Here is a 17,229-nt window from a genome sequence, read left to right as displayed (position 1 = left end):
CTGTCGAGAACCAGCCGCACCGCCCGCTCGCGCACCTCAGGAGAAAACTTGTTCGTGGTCTTGCTCATGATGCTCCACCCTACTCAGAAGTTGGAGCCTCCGGCAAACCCGGCGCGGTTCAACCGAGGCCATTCGCCAGGACCTGGCGGCCCGCATGAACATCGTCACTCTGGCACGGCGACAGGCCGAGGAGGACACAGCCGGCGCGCCCGCGGGACAAGGCGGTGCGGATGACGACGAGGACAGCCTTCCCGACGGCATGAACCTCATCAACATGGTCAAGAAGTTCATCAATGTCCGCGAACTCGACATCGACCTCATCGACGGGATCAATCCATTCCGGGAAGGTTTCGATGTCGCCTCCAAAGCCCTCGACACCCCGCTGCTCAAGCAGATCCAGAGCGCCATGGTCGCTCAGCGCATCCAGATGACCGAGGATGAGGCACGCACGCTCTGGCCTCGCATCAAGCGCTTCCGCGAGGCTGAAGGCCGGGAACCGAACCCACATGCCGCCGAGCCCCTGGAGAAGCGCATCGCCGAGGCCTTGGCCTATATCCGCGCGAAGAAGGCGGAGCGCCTGCGCGCCGCCGCAGCGGAGTAAGGCATGCCCCGCCCGACCCTCGACGACATCTTCGACGAGCCGGACGAGTTCGGACTGCTGGAGGTTCGGCTGAAGCCGCGCGGCACCCGGCCGCCAGAGCTCGAGCGAGACGCGAGCGTGGTGCGCGAGGTCAACAACTTCTATGACCTGCACGGGCGTCTTCCGAGCGACGACGCCACCGACCATGACGAGATGCGCCTCGGCACCATCTGGCGAGGCCTCGTCGGCCGTGCCGACCCGGGTGTCTTCGCCGACGTCGATCCCAACGGGCTACTGGAGGCCGCACCCGGACCGGCACAGGAGCCGGCTCAAGCTCGGGACTGGCGCGATGATCCCCTTGAAGACGAGATACCTGAGAGCCTCGACGATATCTTCGATGAAGACGAAGGCGAAATCCCCGAGGCCTTCACCCAGATCCGCAACATCACGCCCGTAGCCGAGCGGCACCTTCCGGACCACCGGGCCGAGTTCTTCCCCTGCCCTGACTTCGAGACCTTCCAGCCCGCCTTCGAAGAGCTCCAAGCCGACCTTGAGGCCGGAGTCAGGGAAGTAACCGCCATCAGCTCCAGGGAAGTCATCGACGTTCAGGAGGGCAGCTACTTCATCCGCAATGGCCTCTTGGCCTACATCGCGGAGAAGACCGAGATGACTGCGCGGGGCGGCAAGAGAGACCATCGGCTCCGCGTCATCTTCTCGAACGGCACCGAGAGCGATCCCCTGATCTCGTCCTTTCGGAAGGCGCTGGCCTCAGATCCGACCGCGCGCGTCGTTCATCGCCCCGGCCTCGGCCCCCTCGATCCAGATTGGGAAGCCGACCAGCTCGATCTCACCGGCACGATCTACGTGGCGCGAAGCCGCTCCGAGCAGCCGGCCATCGCGGAGGTGCGTGACATCCTTCTGAAGATCGGAGTCACGACCCAGGACGTACATCGGCGCGTCGCCGACGCCCGCAACGATCCGACCTTCCTGCTCGCGCCTGTCGATATCGTGGCGACCTACGAGCTGCGAAACCTCTCCCGGCGCAAGGTCGAGGATCTCCTCCACCGCTTCTTCGATGCAGCACGGCCGCGGGATCTCTGGATAACCGACCGGTTCGGGAAGCGCATCTTCCCCCGCGAGTGGTTCTACGTGCTTCCCGAGCATGTCAGCCGCGCCGTGAAGGCGATCAAGGACGGCACGCTGCACGAGCTCCGCTACGATCCGGAGACACAGAGGATCGTCCGCAGGGGCTGAGATCCGGCGTATCTCCGAAGAGTGCCGTAAGCGCTGCCCCAGCCCCATTCTGATCTGATCTCGCGGGCGCTCCTTGCGGCGCCGTATCCTCCTTTGAACTGTTGAGGGAGGAGGTCGTCCGAGGGCTGCGGGACGCGATCGGCGGGCCTTCCACGTGATCGTCCCGGACCAGCGGCTGCCGATCGTGATCGCGACGAAGCCTGAGGACTTCCGCCGTGGGCATGACGGTTTGGCGGCGACGGTCCAGAACGAGCTCGGGCTCGACCCGCATTCGGGGCTGACGGTGGTGTTCCGGTCGAAGCGCGGCGACAGGTTGAAGATCCTGGTTTGGGACGGGAGCGGACTGGTGATGGTCTACAAGCGGCTCGACGAAGGGGCGTTCACCTGGCCTTCGGTGACGGACGGCGTGATCCGGATTAGCCGGGCGCAATACGAAGCCTTGTTTTCCGGATTGGACTGGCGACGGACGATGGTGCGACGGGTGCGGGCGCCGGCTGCGGCGAGTTGAATCACAAGGGCTCTCAGTGGCGGCATTCCTTTGGGCGCTACGGCCTTGTCGGGTAGGCTTCGGGCATGTCGCCGCCCGCCCTCGACCCCGCGCTTCTCGACCGGCTCCCGCCCGAGCTGCACGATGCCGTGGAGGCTCAGGTCGCCGCGGTGGTGAATGCCGAACGCGAAGCCCGCACGCGCGCCGAGCGCGACCGGGCCGACATGGCAGAGCGGGTGGCCCGCCTCGAGCATCTGATCGCCGAGCTGCGCCGGGCGCGGTTCGGCAGGAGCTCCGAGAAGCTGTCGGCCGACCAGCTCGAGATGGCCTTCGAGGACATCGAGACGGCGATCGTCGAGATGCAGGCCGAAGCCGGCGCGGCCGCTGGGCCCGCGCGTGAGCCGGACGGCGCGTCCAAGTCGCACCGCCGGTCTCGCGCGCTGCCCAAGGACCTGCCGCGCGAGGAGCGGGTGATCGAGCCCGGCGACCTGACCTGCCCGTGCGGCTGCGGCCGGATGGTGCGGATCGGCGAGGATCGCTCCGAGCGGCTTGACGTCGCTCCGGCGCGCTTGCGCGTGATCGTCACCGTGCGCCCCCGCTACGCCTGCCCGAAGGGCCGGACGGGGGTGAGGCAGGCGCCCGTGCCGCCGGCGATCATCGAGGGCGGGCTGCCGACGGAGGCCACGCTCGCCCATGTCGTCGTCTCGAAGTTCGCCGACCATCTGCCCTTGTATAGGCAGGCGCAGATCATGGCCCGCCAGGGCGCGCCCGTCGACCGCGCCACCTTGTCGGACTGGACCGGCCGCGCCGCCTTCCACCTGCGCCCCGTCGTCGATCGGATGGCCAGGCACGTGAAGACGGGGCCGCGCCTCTTCGCGGACGAGACGACCGCGCCGGTGCTCGATCCCGGGCGGGGGAGGACCAAGACCGGCTACCTCTGGGCGATGCTGCGCGACGACCGGCCCTACGGCGGGGCCTACCCTCCGGCGGTCGTGTTCGAGTATGCCCCTGGGCGCTCGGGCGAGCACGCCGACTGGATGCTCGCGGGCTTCGAGGGCATCCTCCACGTCGACGGCTACGCCGGCTACAACCGTCTGGCCGACGACCGGCGCGAAGGCGGCGACCCGCTGCGGCTGTCCTACTGCTGGGCGCACGCCCGCCGCGAGATCATCCGCGCCATGCCCAACGCCGGATCGCCGGTCGCGGAAGACCTGCTCGGCCGCATCGCCGCGCTCTACAAGATCGAGGCCACGATCCGCGGTGCGTCCGCCGATGCTCGGCTGGCCGAGCGCCAGGCACGGTCCAAGCCAATCCTCAAGGCCCTCCGCGCCGCCTTCGACCTCCACGCCGCCCGCCTGTCGAAGAAGTCCGAGATGGGCCGCGCCCTGGCCTACATCCTCGCCCGCTGGGAGGGCCTGACCCGCTTCGCCGAGGACGGTCGGATCGAGATGGACACCAACGCGGTCGAGAACGCGATCCGTCCCCTGGCCCTCGGCCGCAAGAACGCGCTCTTCGCCGGCCACGACGAGGGCGGCCGGACCTGGGCCCGCCTCGCCTCCCTCGTCGGCACCTGCCGCCTCAACGGCGTCGAGCCCTTCGCCTACCTGACCGCCACCCTCGAAGCCATCGCCCGCGGCCATCCTGCCGCCGACATTGACGCCCTCATGCCCTGGGCCTTCGCCGCAACGTCGACCAAGAGCGCAGCCTAGACCGCAGTCTAGGCTGCGAACGATCGAATCATTCGAACACCGTGTGCGCCGCCTCCGGCCTGAAGGCGAGCCAAGACGGGCAGATGCCCACCGGCTTCAGGCCGTCCTCTTCGAGAAGCAGGATGGCATTGTCACGGATCAGCATGGCCCGGTCCGGCAGGACCAACAAGGCGAGCGTCTGCTGCCCGCCGAGCGCCTCCCCAAAGGCCTTTCCGTAGAGCTCGCGCCAGCGGGCATCCTCCAGCGGGCCGAGCGCCAGGTGGAGCCCCTTCGCGAGATCCGACAGCGGAGGATCGTCCTCGCCTCTGGGTAATCGACGAGATGGCCGGTAAGGTGGCCAGACGCCGTCTTTCGGCTTGCGCAGTTCGCCCTCGTAGGGACGAAGGTCTTCCGAATAGGACTGAGGCGACTGACGGTCGGCTCTTGATACGAGGGAGGCGGCCTTCTTAGTGGCCGCGCGAACCTGCCGAACGGAATTCCAGAGAAGTCGATGCAGGGTCACGGCAGCGTCCTCATCGACGACCTCCGGGAAGAAGTAGCGTCTGCCATCGGGCGAAAGTCGATCCAGAGCACCACGCACGACGGTCTCGAAGCGCAACGGTTCAAGACTGCATGCTGCTTGATCGAAGCGCTCGGTCGTCCCGACCGTGAACAGCCCGTCTCTGTCCCAGGCGAAAATCTCTGCGTCATGGACGTTGGGCGTCTCGAGCACGAGCCAGCGCTGTCCGTGCTCGACGACGAGCGCGCAGAGGTTCCGCGACGGCGCAATCGCCGCCTCGATGGCGGCGCGCCAGCCGTCGACTTGCAGTCCTCGCAGCACGGCCCGCAGGGCCGCGATCCGCTCCCCCGCCAGTTCGGCGCCGACAGCCCGTATGCCATCCGTGTCTGTGTCCGGCTCGAACCGGCCGCGCTCCTCGACATATGGCGGCGAGTAGTTCTCGAAGAACTGCGACTGCTCCCACCAGGTCATCCCCGACTGGACCGCATGCCAGACGTCATCATACCAGGCATCATTGAACTTGTGCGGGCATTCAGCGAGCACGATGGGCGACGGGCCGATCGCCTCGGCCCTCTCGGCCGCTGCATCGAGCATCTTCACGAGAGCCGCTACCGCCGCTTCATCCCCCACGACTTCAAGCTTGGTGGTATCGGCCAAACTCGCCTTGCGGCCGTCAATCGAGAACCCAGTCATTGGTCGTCTCCCGTCGGCTCCGCCCGCCAGCAGCGCACCACCTCGCCCAAATCGGGAATGCGCCCGAACGCCGTATAGATCGCGGCCTCCGCGATCCAGCCGGGATCGGCGACCCCGCCGTCATCAAGCTCGACCGGCGGCCCGAAGACGCGACGAACGATCATCGGACCTGCACAGTTCATCAGGAGCGGAAGCGCTGCCCGAGGACGCTCGGGCAGGAACGCGCAGGGGCGGAACAGGAAGGCGCAGACCGATGCCACCATGGGTTCCGCGCCCCCGGTCAACCGCGGCAGGACGCGGGCTGCGACCCCGGCAGCTCCGCCCTCCACCCTTCGGGCGACCGGCTGCGGCATCGCATCCAGGTCGCACAAGGTGAACCAGTCCGCCAGCGTCGCAGCTCGTCCGAGATCTTCTCTCACATGAGCCTGCACGATGGCGTCGACACCGTCGCGATCGGCAAAGGCCGCTCGGGTGATCTCGGCGCCAAGATCGACATGGTGCAGGACCGCCCTGTGCCGACGATCGGCGCAAGCGAACTTCGTCGCGTCCAGGAACTCGTGCACGGGCAGGTCGTCGCGCCAGCTTCGCAATCCTCGCGCGCTGGACCGCGCATGCTGAATCGGACGCACGCCATAGCCCCCCAACGTCAAGGCTTCGGTATACACCGCCTCCTCGACGGGGTCATGGGGCTCAGACAGCGCTTACGATCGCCCTGGATCTCGAGATGCAGGTTGAGGCGGCCGGCCACCAGGTCGTCAGCACAGCCAGGACGGCCGCCGAGGCCGTCGTAGAGGCACGACGCATCCGCCCAGCCCTCGTGCTGATGGACATCCGCCTCGCCGACGGCTCCTCCGGCACGGACGCCGCCGCCGATCTCTACCGCGACCTCGGAATCCGCTGCGCGTTTCTGTCCGGCAGTCTCGACAGGATGATGCGTGAGCAGCTCGCCGCTCTGGAGCCGCTAGGTCTGTTGTCGAAGCCCGTCACGCCCACGCTGCTTCGCGCAACACTGGACGCCACCTCATCAATGCTGGATGCCACTCCGTAGCAGTAATTCGGGGGCGAGGGGCCACGCCTTCTGAATGGGATCGGCTACCGGCTCGCCGCATTGACTGCCTGAGACCGGAGAGGCCGCTTCCCGGTGCTTCACTATTTGGCTGCTCCGAAAGTTGGTGCTGAAGCGGCGAAGCCCCGTTCTCCGCCTCTCGCACAGTAAGGACAGTATCTTCCGCACCTCGGACGAACGACCGGTTGGGCTGGCTCCGAACTGGCACCGCGCGCGGAGCGAAGGTCGGCTACGGGCAGGCCTCGCTGAGACAAGCTGTGCTGCAAGTGAGAACCCACTTTCGAGGAGGGTCGTTAGTCTGGGCTCGGATCGGACCTCTGCTGCGGAATACATGAAGGTCCGCTGTGGGCCGATACCGGTCAGAGCATTTGACTTGGCAAGGCGACCACTGACGCCCGATTGCAACGACGGCGCGAGCCTGTGCTCCATTCCCGCTGTCATCCGGCTCGCATCAGCCGGCTGCCTGTTCAGTCCCGTGGTGTAGTGGCAGATTGCCATCATCTGAGGAGAGACGCGCTATGGGCCTGGTTCTGCACGGGAGCGCCACGACCACGCACGCCGTCTGAGCTGCGATACAGCGATCGCAGTCTTCGGTCTCGGAGCTAGCCGGGCGCTACGGGCTCAACGAGAAGACGGTTCGGAAGTGGCGCAAGCGGCCCACCGTCGAGGACGCACGGATGGATCCGAAGGAGGTGCGCTCCTCCGTTCTGAGCCCAGAGGAAGAGGCGATGTGCGTCGCGTTCCGTCGGCATACGCTGCTGCCGCTGGACGATTGCCTCTACGCGCTTCAAGCCTCGATCCCGCATCTCAGCCGGTCCGCCCTGCATCGGCTGTTCCAACGCCACCGCGTCCACACGGTTCTGATCGACAACGGCATCCAGTTCACCAATCGCCTGAGGGACCAATACGCCTTCGCCCACGCCTTCAGGATCGCCTGTGCCGAGCACGGAATCGAGCACCGGCCGACGAAGGGGAACCATCCGTGGCCTAACGGGCAGGTTGAGCGGATGACCGGACGATCAAGGAGGGTGAGGCCCCAAGCCGATCCGGGGGATCGGCGACGGCCGAACGTGAAGCGGTACCATTACGGCAGCCACGACCAACTCCGCACCCATCTCGCCGACTTCGTCGCAGCCTACAACTTCGCCCGGCAGCTCAAGACACTACGCGGCCTCACGCCATACGAGCACGTCGTCAAATGCTGGACCGACGAGCGGGAGCGGTTCAAAATCGACCCGCGCCACCACATGACGGGACCGAACACCTAGTACCACAGTCGCGGATACACCGTTCGTTCCGGTGACCGATTGCGGCGTGGTCTGGCCGGATACCGGTCACATGGCGGATCCGATGCGGGCCGCGCAGGCGCTCTGCGGATATCTGTAATAGCGCCGTGATTGCCCCGGCGGAGCTCCCGATCCCGGCGTGCGGAAGGCAGATGGAGCACCGTCGCGCCGCCATGTCTCTCCTGGAGCATGCGGGCGACGAAACTGACATAGCGCGTGCCGGGGCGTCGCAGCGCGTCGAACGGGGCGGGATCCGTGATGGGCTCCCAGAGCCTGTCCGAAGCACGCAGAAGCCGGCCAGGCCGCTCCGACTGCTCGCAGCCTTCCGGGCATATCTCGATCCTGAGATTGCGTCCCGGGAGATCATCGAGCTCGTAGACGAGCCCATATCCTTCGCAGGTGTCACACATGAGTTGGACCAACCATGAACTCGTTACGTCTACTGAAGCAGCTTCTCTTCTGCCGAGGGCGATGAAAGCCGGATTCGATTAAGGAAGGGCTAAGAGACCGGAGTATCGGTCTGCTGGCGGTCGCAAGAGTCGCCGCCAGGGTGAAGAAATCCGACAGGATGACGCCAATGGCGAAGAAAACCGAGGCGCGGTGAAGGTTTTCGATGCAGGCGATCCTGCGGAGAGACCGCGCGGCGCGCGCCCCGTTGTGGATCGGCTTGGGGGTCGGACCCCATGCGGAAAGCTCGTAAGGAATAGCGAATGCAGAACTATCCTCGTCTTAGGCTCCAGACTCATAACCAGTAGGTGACGGTTGCGGCGAGGGCGACGGCGGAGAGGAAGACGTCGGCTCTGCGGTCGTAGCGTGTGGCGATGCGGCGGAAGTCCTTGAGCCGTCCGAACATGCGCTCGATGGCGTTGCGATTGCGATAGAAGTCGCGACACCAGAAGATGCGGCGCTTGCGGTTCCGCTTCGGCGGGATGTTGGGGAAGGCCCCGAGCCCTTTCACCTGGTCACGCACGGCGGTGCTGTCGTAGCCCTTGTCCCCGGTCACCACGAGCGCCTCGGGCGGCAGCCTGCGCAGCAGCGCCTCGGCCGCGATGCAGTCGGCGACATTGCCGCCGGTCAGCATCAGCCGGACGGGGCGGCACCAGCGGTCCGCGAGTGCGTGGAGCCTGGTCGTGCGCCCCCCGCGCGAGCGCCCGATCCCTTGCGCGACCTCCCCCCTTTTCCCCCGCTGGCCGAGCGGTGGGCGGAGACGGCGGACCTGTCGATGAGCACCTGCGCGGGTGGACGGCCCGCATCGGCCAAGGCCTCGAAGATGCGCACCCAATGGCCCTTCTCCGCCCACCGGCGCCACCGGTTGTGGAAGGTCTTGCGCGGCCCGTAGGCCGCCGGCGCGTCCGCCCACCGGCACCCCGACCGCAGCACGTGGACGATGCCGGAGATCACCCGGCCGTTACCCACTCGCGGCTTGCCGCGGACCTTGTCGGGCAGATGCGGCCGCAGCCGCTCCATCTGCGCCTCGCTCAGCCAGAACAGGTTCTCGGACATGGCCACCCCCTCCAGGATGGCCGCCATGAATCATGAACAGGCTGAAAAGGCTAGGCGGCTAACAGGCTGCTGAAAAAGTCTCCGGTGCTTGTCTTCCGGTGTAGGGCCGGCACATCACGTTGATTCAGAATCTACTAGAAATCAACATCTTGTCTCCGTCCGTGGCCGTCCCGCACACTTTGTTGGAGTTCATGCCCTTTTTCAGCAGCCTGCTAATGGGTCTGGAGCCTAAGCCCGTGCGGCAACAGCCAATGTCACCGGCAGCGCGGCTGGAACACGCGCGTTGGCTTGGTGTCCTGATCGGACTTTTTGGCCTGTCCTACACCGCCTCGCAGATCGTCGGCGGAGTATTCTCACTGACCCTGGACACGGTGAATTACGTCTTTCTGTTCCTGGGGCTTGCCTTGCATGGTTCAGCGGCAGCGTTTCTCGACGCGCTGAAAGGGGCGGTGAAGGGGGTCGGCGGAATTCTGATCCAGTTCCCATTCTACGCAGGCGTGATGGGGATGATGGTCGGCTCGGGCCTTGCGGCAACGCTCACGGATGCATTCGTGTCCGGCGCAAGTGCCGCGATGATGCCGCTTCTTGCGTTCCTGTCGACGGCCGTCGTCAATCTGGTGGTGCCGTCTGGGGGCGGGCAATGGGCCATCCAAGGCCCGATCATCATGGCAGCGGCACGATCGCTCCGCGCCGACGAGGCGCGGGTTATCATGGCCGTGGCCTGGGGGGATGCCTGGACCAACATGATCCAGCCATTCTGGGCTTTGCCCGCGCTGGCGGTGGCCGGGCTGTCGGCGCGCGACATCATGGGTTTTTGCGTTATGATCCTTCTGGTCAGCGGGGCCGTTCTGATACCCGGGCTGATGTTCCTTCCATAAGGGCGTCAGACCGCCTTTCCGTCCGGCTTTGCCCGTTGGGAAACCTTTTCGCCCCAGGTGGCCAGTTCGCGTGTGACCGGCTCCAGCGCCCTGCCGACAGGGGTGAGGCTGTATTCAACCTTTGGCGGCACCTGGGCATAGACCTTGCGGCGGACAAGCCCGTCCGCCTCAAGTTCGCGCAACTGGGCGGTCAGCATCTGCTGGGTGATGCCCGGCAGCAGGCGCTGCAATTCTCCGAACCGGCGTGTGCCGTCAATCAGGTGGTAGACGATGAAGAGCTTCCATTTCCCGCCGATGACACGCACCGCGCGCGTGACCGGACAAGTGTCTTCGGTGAAAGGAGCGTCCGCTGTCGCGACTGGATGTTTCATGGTATGTTTTTCCGTAGTATATAAGATAATAAAGCGTACTTGTGGAATTCATCTAAAGGGATACCTCCGGGGCTGTCAATGAAACCGGAGATATTTCATGACCAACATCCTCGTTTACGGTGCCACCGGCGCCCAGGGCCGCCCTGTCGCGCGCCAACTGATCGCAGCGGGCCATGACGTCCGCATTCTCTTGCGCAAGGGTGAAGGGGCCCCCGATCTGATCGCCCTCGGCGCTGAGCCCGTCATCGGCGACATGATGGACCCCGACAGCCTTGAACGGGCCAGTGCCGGTGTCGCGGGCGTGTTTCTTTTGGTGCCGTTCCTCGATCCGAGGCCAGAATATGGGATCAACGCCATCGACGCTGCCGCGCGCGCGGGCGTGCGGCGGATCGTGTGGAACGCGTCGGGCGCGATCATGCCGGTCGATACCGGCAATCCCGGCATCGACATGCGGCGCGTGATCGTCGCGCATCTGGAGGCGAGCGGGGTGAATTTCGCGGCGTTGCAACCGGCCGTCTATATGGAGAACCTGCTCGGCCCATGGACTGCGCCCGAGGTGGCCGCCAAGGACAGCCTTGCCTACCCGATCCCGAACAGCGTCCGCCTGCAATGGATCAGTCACGAGGATGCCGCCGCCTTTGTCGTCGCCGCGTTCGATCAGTTGACCGCAGGCGGCCACCGGATCGAGATCTGCGGCCCCGAGACACTGACGGGAGAGGATATCGCCGATCGCTTCGGCAAGGCCCTCGGCAGGACGATCACATTCCGCCCTATGCCGCCAAAGGAGTTCGGTGCCATCATGGACAGCGCCTTCGGCGGCGGCGGCGACAGCACAGCGGCGTTCTACGAGGCCGTCTATGCAAATCCCGGCATCCTTTCCAGCCGTATCGATTATGCGGCCTTGTCCGAGACACTAAACATCACGCCCGTTCCGATGGAAGATTTCGCGCGCCGTCATGCGGCGGTCTTCGGGGATGCAAGTACATGAGCGCGCGGCTGATCTATGCCTTCGACCCGCTCTGCGGCTGGTGCTACGGCTTTGCCCCCGCGCTGCGCGCCTTGCGGGCGGCCATGCCCGCGTTGCAGATCGACATAGCGATGGGCGGGCTCCTGATCGGCGAGCGCATCGGCCCGTATAGCGAAGCTGCCGATTACATCACAAGGGCGTCTGCCCGGCTGGAGGCGGTGACAGGGGTGGCGCTGGGTGAGGCGTTCAAGACGAAGATCCTTGCCGACCCGACGATTATTTCGAGCTCCGTTCCGCCCTGCGATGTCATCTTGCAGGTCCGGAAAGCGGCCCCTGACCGTGTGCCTGATGTGGCTGAAGCGATCCAGATCGCGCATTTCCGCGATGGGTCAGACCTCAACGATCCGGCGACCTATGCCGGGATCATGCGGCAATTGGACATCAAGCTCGATGTCATGCTCCCCGCACCGACGCAGATCAGTGACGCCCTGTCGCGGGAGTTCGCAGCGACCCGCGCGCTGGGGCTTGAATCATATCCTTCGTTGCTGATCGGTCCCAGCGACGATCTGCGGCCGGTCGACTTGACTTACGATCCCGATGTTCTTGTCGAACTCATCAAGGCCAAAGTCAGCGTGGAATGAACCGAGCCTTTTCTGGCGGCGTCTATGTTTCAGACCTCGCCAGATCAGCAGACAAAATGCGGCTGAACATTAGACCAATGTTGATATGTGCGGACCCTCCGGGTCCACGAAGACGCCTTTCTTGATGAGCTGATTCAGTCGTTCAAGGCCCGCATTTTCAATTACGTAATCGATCATTGATCCGACGAGCAGACAGTCTGGATCAAGCCGATTCGATTCCAGGTTCTTGTCACAGAGAGCGTCCCTGACGTCGCCAGTTATACTATACTTCGGCAAAAAATCACTCAAGCACATCTGCTCCTCTGGTGGGAAGGGGAAAGGAATTACAGGAACTTCTGGCCAGACTGCCATCATGCCGCCAGATGGCATTGGTGCATACTCACAGCGATACGGCGCGCAGCATTCATCAACCAACAGGGCAAGATCGTCTTCAATTTCCGCCGCGAACAAACCCACAAACTTCCTCGACTCGATTATACGAACAACACTGAATTGCATCTTCGTCTCCTTTTTTGAGATTTCGTCGATAGGTCTGTCTCGAGGCGGGGTCCATCGGGCAAGCCGATGGGGTACATCCCCTTTGAGCGGAAAGTTGCTTGCGATTCAGCTTCTCGGTGATCATGGATGAACTGCGCCCGGTGCATGGATGGCGAGAGCTTGAGCCACGACGCTGACGTTGACGCACTCGGCATCGCAGTCAGCCATGGTCTGCACAGGACGATGGAAAAATGCTGAAGGCGTCGGTCTAGACGCCGTCGGCACGCACCCTCAGGTTGACGCCGTGGACGCTGGTCTGTGCCACGGATGATCCAACCACGGGAGATGGCCCACGTCAGTTCAGTCGGCGGCCCGGCGACACAAATGCTACGGCCACCCGATCGGACAAACGGCTGCGCTCACCCATTCCTTTCGATGCCTCAAGCGCATCGAACATCGTGGCGCGTATCTGGTCGCGGCGAAGAAGGTCCTGGTCCAGGTGGCGCATGATCTCGGCGATCGAGATGAAGCTCTGCGATTCCGCGCTGGCGAAGCGTTCGCGCACTTGCTGCTTCGCTACGACCCAGTAGGGGTCGAGGAACAGTTCGGAGCCGATCAACAGCTAGCGCCACGGTCGGGCGCAAGAAGCATCTTGCGAGCCCAAGAATCGAATATAGCTGGCTTCTTGCACTGCCCTGGAGCCCCGAAAAATGATGCCCTTGATCGACACAACCCTGATGCCTAAGCTCGACCCGAATGCGGAGGACCTTGTCAAAGCGTTGGACGACCTCGAAGCCGCAGAGGTCGCCAGGCTCTTGAAAGGTCATCAACCTCGATTTCATCTTCGTGTAGGCGAAGCAAGGATCGCCGCTGCGCTGAATGGTGATTACGACGAATCGGCGGCGCTTTGTGTCCGGCTTCATGACTATCAGCGTCTTTCGTGGGCAGCGTGGCTTTACGAAATGGGCGCGCCGATCGGCGCTTGGCAGGCAGCCCTGGACGTTGGCCTGACCCAACAGCATTTCAATCGCGCGATCTCGGTGAGACGATTGCTGGACATGCTGAGGCAGATCCGCAACGAGAAGGGGCTTGGCCTTCCGCCGATCCATTCCGATACGTTCACGGTTTATCGGGGCGGCGACAGGCTCGGGATTTCCTGGACGCTGGATCAGGAGGTCGCCGTCGAAGCCGATGAAGGTCACCGGGCTTGGTACGGCTCAAGCGACGGTGTACACGAAATGCAGATCACACGGAATGACGTCCTCTACTACACGGACTACCGGACGGAGAAGGAGGTTCTTGTCGATTTCGTGAAGTTGAATATTCGGATCCTTTGGCCGGATGATCCGCTGAGCAGGAAGCCCGTGCGAGCAGTTCCGAACGAGAGAATGACTGCATAATGAGCGAGGATCAGCATTGCCACGGGGACGCGGTCGCTGATCTTTAGTTAGAAGGCTTCCTTTGGAAAGGACCTCCCAGTCCGATTGCGCTCCAACTTTTCCAGGGGTGAGCTATGCCGGGAAATGGGTGATCGGGCCTGAGAAGGCGGCGTATCGAGGCAGGTGATTAAGCCTCTCGTGGGGTCGCATAGGGTGGGCCGCCATGTCCCGCAAGCAAACAAGTCCGGAGTAGGAATGTCACGACAGAGTCGCCACGGCGAAAGCCATTTCGACCCGCATTCCCCAAGTGGGTCCTTGATCTGTCCGCCCTGACTTCGGTATTTCCTATAAAGGTCATGGTGTTGACGGCTGGGAGGGGCGGGTTCCATGGATTACCCAGAGGGTGCGGGTTCTGATCGGGGTGATCGGGTCGAATTCCACCGCCGGGTGCGGCTGGAGTTCCGGAGCGCCCAGATCAGTTCAGACGGCAGTCTTCTGGTGATGCGAGAGCTCGACGCTGCGCTCGGGCTGTCCGATCTTGCGTCAGCGGCGCTGCGCGACACCCGTCGCGGCAAGAACACCGTTCACCGGCTGGTTGTGTTTAGCAGGCTGCTGAAAAACCCCGCCCTCGACGTGCTTTTCGGGACATGATTCACTTTCGCTGTGGTTCACGGCGGGGGCTGGAATGCGCGGGATGGATCGGACGAGGGGAACGCTGTTCAGCTACGTTGACCTGGAGGAGCGCGTCCCGCCGCGGCATCCGTTGCGCACGATCAGGCGGGGGGTGAACGATGCGCTGGCGAGTTTGGGCGGCGAGTTCGCAGGTCCCTACGCCGCGCATGGCCGCTCCTCGATCCCGCCGGAGCGGCTGATCCGGGCGAGCCTGTTGCAGCTGCTCTACTCGGTCCGGTCCGAGCGACAGCTGATGGAGCAGATGGACTACAACCTGCTGTTCCGCTGGTTCGTGGGGCTGGGCATTGACGACCCGGTGTGGGGTGAAGGGCGTCTGGGAATTGATCCTGCGGATCAATTCAACCCTGAACGGGCGGAGCCCCGGGGCGAAGGCCGACGGTGTTCACGAAGAACCGCGACCGGCTGCTGACGACGGAGATGTCGCGGAAGGTCATGGCGGCGATCCTGGCGCATCGCGAGGTGGCGCCCTTGCTGTCCGACGAGCACTTCTCGGTGGATGGCACGCTGGTGAAGGCGTGGGCGTCGATGAAAAGCTTCCAGCCCCGGTCCGGGAACGAGCCGCCGGGCGGCGACGGTAGTTCAGGCGGACCGCCGCTGGATACCGCCCCCGCCGATGCCGACAAAGCCCCTGCCAAGCCCGAGACCGATCCGATGCTCCAGACCCGCCGCTCCAGCCGCAACGCCGAGGTCGACTTCCGGGGGCAGAAGCGCTCGAACGCCACGCACGCGTCTACGACCGACCCGGATGCCCGGCTCTACCGCAAGTCGGCCGGCACGGGGGCCGTGCTGTGCTTCATGGGGCATGCCTTGATGGAGAACCGGTCGGGCCTGGTCGTGCAGGCCGACCTGACACGGGCCGACGGCCATGCCGAGCGGCGCGCCGCGCTCGGTATGATCCACGATCACTGCCCAGGCTCGACGCGGCGGCTGACGCTTGGCGCCGACAAGGGCTACGACAGCGCCGACTTCGTGCGCGACCTCCGCCAGGCCTGCGTCACCCCACACGTGGCGCAGAAGGCCCGGCACTCGGCCATCGACGGGCGCACCACCCGGCATGCGGGCTATGCGCTGTCGCAGAAGCATCGCAAACGGATCGAGGAGCCCTTCGGATGGGCCAAGGCCGTCGGAGGCATGGCGCAAACCGTCTACCGCGGCCTCGAACGCGTCCGATCCCGCTTCATCCTGACAATGGCCGCCAACAACCTCGCAAGGCTGCCTCGGCTGCTCGCAGGGTGACGGCGACAGGGCCGCTCAGGCGCCTCGGCCGGCAGGGCAAACTGCGCAATCAAGCTGCCCAGACGCCCGGCAGATCGGGAAGGCGTTCCGTGAGGTTCTGCGACTGCGCAACATCTTGGCCAGCTACTCGGAATTCGACCCTGCGACCTTGCCGCTGTCCGAGCAGGACTTCGAGGGTTTCAAGAGCAAGTATCTCGACCTGGAGACCATCCGGAGCAAGAAGGTCGACGACGAGGAGGACAGCCCTCTCGTCGACCTCGATTTTGAGCTGGAGCTCCTGAGGCGAGACGAGATCAACGTGGCCTACATCGTGGCCCTAATCGCCGCCCTGAACGTCGCCGTTCATGCAGAAGGGGCAGAATCCCGGAAGGCGAAGGCCACAGCTCAGCGCATCAACGATCTTCTGCGGGATCAGATGCAGCTGCGGCTGAAGCGGCCTCTGATCGAAGGGTTCATGCGCGACCGTCTCCCTGGCCTTGGGCGCGAGGACGACATCGCTACCGCATTCGCCATCTACTGGGACGAAGCCAGAGCCCACGCCTTCGCCGAGCTCTGCGCCCAGGAAGGCGTAGACGAAGAGCGCCTGGACGGCGTGATGCGTCGCATGCACTTCACAGGGAAGCCACCACTCGGCCAAGAGATCGTGGATGCCATGATCAAGCCGCCAGGCATTCTGGAGCGGAAGAAGGTCGTGGCCCGGGTTCTTCAGGCGGTTGGAGACTTCATCAACCTCTTCGATGAGAACATTGGGGATCTTGCGGAGACCTGAAGGCGGCGCATCTGCGGATAGCCCCTGTGGACGTGCGTCATTCAGGAATACGCACCGATCCTAGCTCGCTTTCAGCTTGAACACGGCCAAGCGCACTTGCGCGGCCTCGTCCGGCCCCAGCGCCGTCCAGCCGAGGCGCCGCACGACAGCCGCCTGCAAGATGCGAAAGGTCAGCACCTCACCCATTCGGGCGAAGGCTTCCAGCAGCACGTCAGGATCGTTCGCGATGCGTCCTGAGGCATGGGCGAGGAGAGCGGCCATGAGCTCGACCGCGCCTCGCGCAGCGTCCTCATAGACCAGGTCAAACGCCGGACTCGGGTCGAGATGCTCCCTAAGGAGGAGCTTGGCCCAGGCTTCCGCCTCCGGAGTGGTGGCAAGAGCATCGAACAGCGCTCCCTGAAATACCCGTAGTGCCTGATCAGCTGCTTCGGGCGGGCCCTTGAGCGCTTCGGCGGCCTCGGCTGCCGCCGGAGCGAGCGCCTGCGCCAGGCGATCACGGACCTGCTCCAGCGCGGCGCGATAGAGCGCCTCCTTGGTGCCGAAGTGGTAGGGAAGAGCCCCCAACGGCACGCCGGCGGCCTCAGTCAACTCGCGCGCCCCGACGCCCTCGTAACCTCGCTGTCCGAACAGCTCGAGCGCGACGGCGACCATGCGCGCGCGCGTCTCCTCACCCCGACGGTTGCTTGCCTTCGCCCCGCCCTCGTCATTCTTCGGCAACGTCGCTCTTGACATTTGATACGA

General features: G+C 64.5%; 18 protein-coding genes and 3 pseudogenes. 14 read left to right on the top strand and 7 right to left on the bottom strand.

Annotation, left to right across the window (positions count from 1 at the left end):
• Positions 1 to 259 precede the first annotated feature (259 nt).
• The 4 genes from DR046_RS19515 to tnpC all read left to right on the top strand — a co-directional run bounded on the left by DR046_RS19515 (position 260) and on the right by tnpC (position 4,030).
• A complete protein-coding gene (locus DR046_RS19515) occupies positions 260 to 601 on the top strand; it encodes a hypothetical protein (protein WP_135227341.1) in 342 nt (113 codons plus the stop codon).
• A gap of 3 nt (positions 602 to 604) precedes the next feature.
• A complete protein-coding gene (locus DR046_RS19510; protein WP_115384047.1) occupies positions 605 to 1,834 on the top strand; it encodes a GIY-YIG nuclease family protein in 1,230 nt (409 codons plus the stop codon).
• Between the two features lie 154 nt (positions 1,835 to 1,988).
• Positions 1,989 to 2,342, top strand: a complete 354-nt coding sequence (gene tnpB / locus DR046_RS19505; protein WP_115384046.1) for an IS66 family insertion sequence element accessory protein TnpB — start codon at positions 1,989 to 1,991, stop codon at positions 2,340 to 2,342.
• A gap of 65 nt (positions 2,343 to 2,407) precedes the next feature.
• Positions 2,408 to 4,030 (top strand): IS66 family transposase, encoded by a 1,623-nt coding sequence (gene tnpC, locus DR046_RS19500; RefSeq protein WP_115384045.1) that lies wholly within the window; start codon positions 2,408 to 2,410, stop codon positions 4,028 to 4,030.
• 28 nt (positions 4,031 to 4,058) lie between these two features.
• Here the strand turns inward: tnpC and DR046_RS19495 are convergent, their stop codons facing one another.
• Together DR046_RS19495 and DR046_RS19490 are read right to left on the bottom strand one after the other, a co-directional pair.
• On the bottom strand, positions 4,059 to 5,222 hold the full coding sequence (locus tag DR046_RS19495; RefSeq protein ID WP_135227340.1) for a hypothetical protein: 1,164 nt from the start codon (positions 5,220 to 5,222) through the stop codon (positions 4,059 to 4,061).
• The gene (locus DR046_RS19490) at positions 5,219 to 5,887 is read right to left on the bottom strand and encodes a DUF6915 family protein (protein ID WP_135227339.1); all 669 of its coding nucleotides are present in this window, start codon (positions 5,885 to 5,887) and stop codon (positions 5,219 to 5,221) included. The genes DR046_RS19495 and DR046_RS19490 overlap by 4 nt, the downstream gene beginning before the upstream one ends.
• A gap of 59 nt (positions 5,888 to 5,946) precedes the next feature.
• On the opposite strand from DR046_RS19490, the gene DR046_RS19485 reads away from it, so the two are divergent.
• The gene (locus tag DR046_RS19485; protein WP_115384042.1) at positions 5,947 to 6,270 is read left to right on the top strand and encodes a response regulator; all 324 of its coding nucleotides are present in this window, start codon (positions 5,947 to 5,949) and stop codon (positions 6,268 to 6,270) included.
• Between the two features lie 590 nt (positions 6,271 to 6,860).
• Entirely contained in the window at positions 6,861 to 7,556 is a 696-nt protein-coding gene (locus DR046_RS19480; RefSeq protein ID WP_115384041.1) for a DDE-type integrase/transposase/recombinase, read from the top strand.
• A gap of 760 nt (positions 7,557 to 8,316) precedes the next feature.
• Here DR046_RS19480 and DR046_RS19470 read toward each other — a convergent pair.
• Positions 8,317 to 9,077 (bottom strand): IS5 family transposase gene (locus DR046_RS19470; protein WP_115384039.1). Its coding sequence is split into 2 segments (ribosomal slippage): positions 8,317 to 8,741 and positions 8,741 to 9,077, totalling 762 coding nucleotides; the frame shifts between segments, so codons are not numbered across the junction.
• A 191-nt stretch (positions 9,078 to 9,268) separates the two neighbouring features.
• On the opposite strand from DR046_RS19470, the gene DR046_RS19465 reads away from it, so the two are divergent.
• The gene (locus tag DR046_RS19465) at positions 9,269 to 9,955 is read left to right on the top strand and encodes a TIGR00366 family protein (protein WP_115384049.1); all 687 of its coding nucleotides are present in this window, start codon (positions 9,269 to 9,271) and stop codon (positions 9,953 to 9,955) included.
• 5 nt (positions 9,956 to 9,960) lie between these two features.
• Here DR046_RS19465 and DR046_RS19460 read toward each other — a convergent pair whose 3' ends face one another.
• Positions 9,961 to 10,326 carry a winged helix-turn-helix transcriptional regulator gene (locus tag DR046_RS19460; RefSeq protein ID WP_115384038.1) on the bottom strand — a complete coding sequence of 122 codons (366 nt, stop codon included), beginning with the start codon at positions 10,324 to 10,326 and terminating at the stop codon, positions 9,961 to 9,963.
• Between the two features lie 97 nt (positions 10,327 to 10,423).
• On the opposite strand from DR046_RS19460, the gene DR046_RS19455 reads away from it, so the two are divergent.
• Positions 10,424 to 11,314 (top strand): SDR family oxidoreductase, encoded by an 891-nt coding sequence (locus tag DR046_RS19455; protein ID WP_115384037.1) that lies wholly within the window; start codon positions 10,424 to 10,426, stop codon positions 11,312 to 11,314.
• Entirely contained in the window at positions 11,311 to 11,934 is a 624-nt protein-coding gene (locus DR046_RS19450; RefSeq protein WP_115384036.1) for a hypothetical protein, read from the top strand. Before DR046_RS19455 ends, DR046_RS19450 begins: the two co-directional genes overlap by 4 nt.
• Positions 11,935 to 12,003: 69 nt before the next feature.
• Here DR046_RS19450 and DR046_RS23305 read toward each other — a convergent pair whose 3' ends face one another.
• Together DR046_RS23305 and DR046_RS19445 are read right to left on the bottom strand one after the other, a co-directional pair.
• Positions 12,004 to 12,432, bottom strand: a complete 429-nt coding sequence (locus tag DR046_RS23305; protein ID WP_135227338.1) for a hypothetical protein — start codon at positions 12,430 to 12,432, stop codon at positions 12,004 to 12,006.
• A 334-nt stretch (positions 12,433 to 12,766) separates the two neighbouring features.
• Positions 12,767 to 13,030, bottom strand: coding sequence for a hypothetical protein (locus DR046_RS19445; protein WP_115384035.1), 264 nt, complete (start codon positions 13,028 to 13,030; stop codon positions 12,767 to 12,769).
• 100 nt (positions 13,031 to 13,130) lie between these two features.
• Between DR046_RS19445 and DR046_RS19440 the strand changes: the two genes are divergently transcribed.
• The 5 genes and pseudogenes from DR046_RS19440 to DR046_RS19425 form a co-directional block, all read left to right on the top strand.
• Complete coding sequence (locus DR046_RS19440; protein ID WP_135227337.1) at positions 13,131 to 13,811, top strand: hypothetical protein; 681 nt, start codon at positions 13,131 to 13,133, stop codon at positions 13,809 to 13,811.
• A 366-nt stretch (positions 13,812 to 14,177) separates the two neighbouring features.
• Positions 14,178 to 14,384, top strand: a pseudogene (locus DR046_RS19435) (transposase); the annotation flags it as partial.
• Between the two features lie 91 nt (positions 14,385 to 14,475).
• Positions 14,476 to 14,892 carry a transposase gene (locus DR046_RS25065; RefSeq protein WP_503100234.1) on the top strand — a complete coding sequence of 139 codons (417 nt, stop codon included), beginning with the start codon at positions 14,476 to 14,478 and terminating at the stop codon, positions 14,890 to 14,892.
• Positions 14,856 to 15,719 (top strand): annotated as a pseudogene (locus DR046_RS19430) (IS5 family transposase); the annotation flags it as partial. The gene DR046_RS25065 and the pseudogene DR046_RS19430, both read left to right, overlap by 37 nt.
• 70 nt (positions 15,720 to 15,789) lie before the next feature.
• Positions 15,790 to 16,488 (top strand): annotated as a pseudogene (locus DR046_RS19425) (type I restriction endonuclease subunit R, EcoR124 family); the annotation flags it as partial.
• Between the two features lie 60 nt (positions 16,489 to 16,548).
• Here the strand turns inward: DR046_RS19425 and DR046_RS19420 are convergent.
• Positions 16,549 to 17,205: a CerR family C-terminal domain-containing protein gene (locus DR046_RS19420; protein WP_167767197.1), complete on the bottom strand. Its 657-nt coding sequence runs from the start codon at positions 17,203 to 17,205 to the stop codon at positions 16,549 to 16,551.
• Positions 17,206 to 17,229 lie beyond the last annotated feature (24 nt).

It is taken from the genome of Jannaschia formosa, from assembly GCF_003340555.1.
In the GTDB taxonomy this organism is placed as follows: domain Bacteria; phylum Pseudomonadota; class Alphaproteobacteria; order Rhodobacterales; family Rhodobacteraceae; genus Jannaschia; species Jannaschia formosa.
The sequence above is the reverse complement of the archived record's forward strand: the minus strand, read 5'-3'. Positions and strand labels throughout refer to the sequence as shown.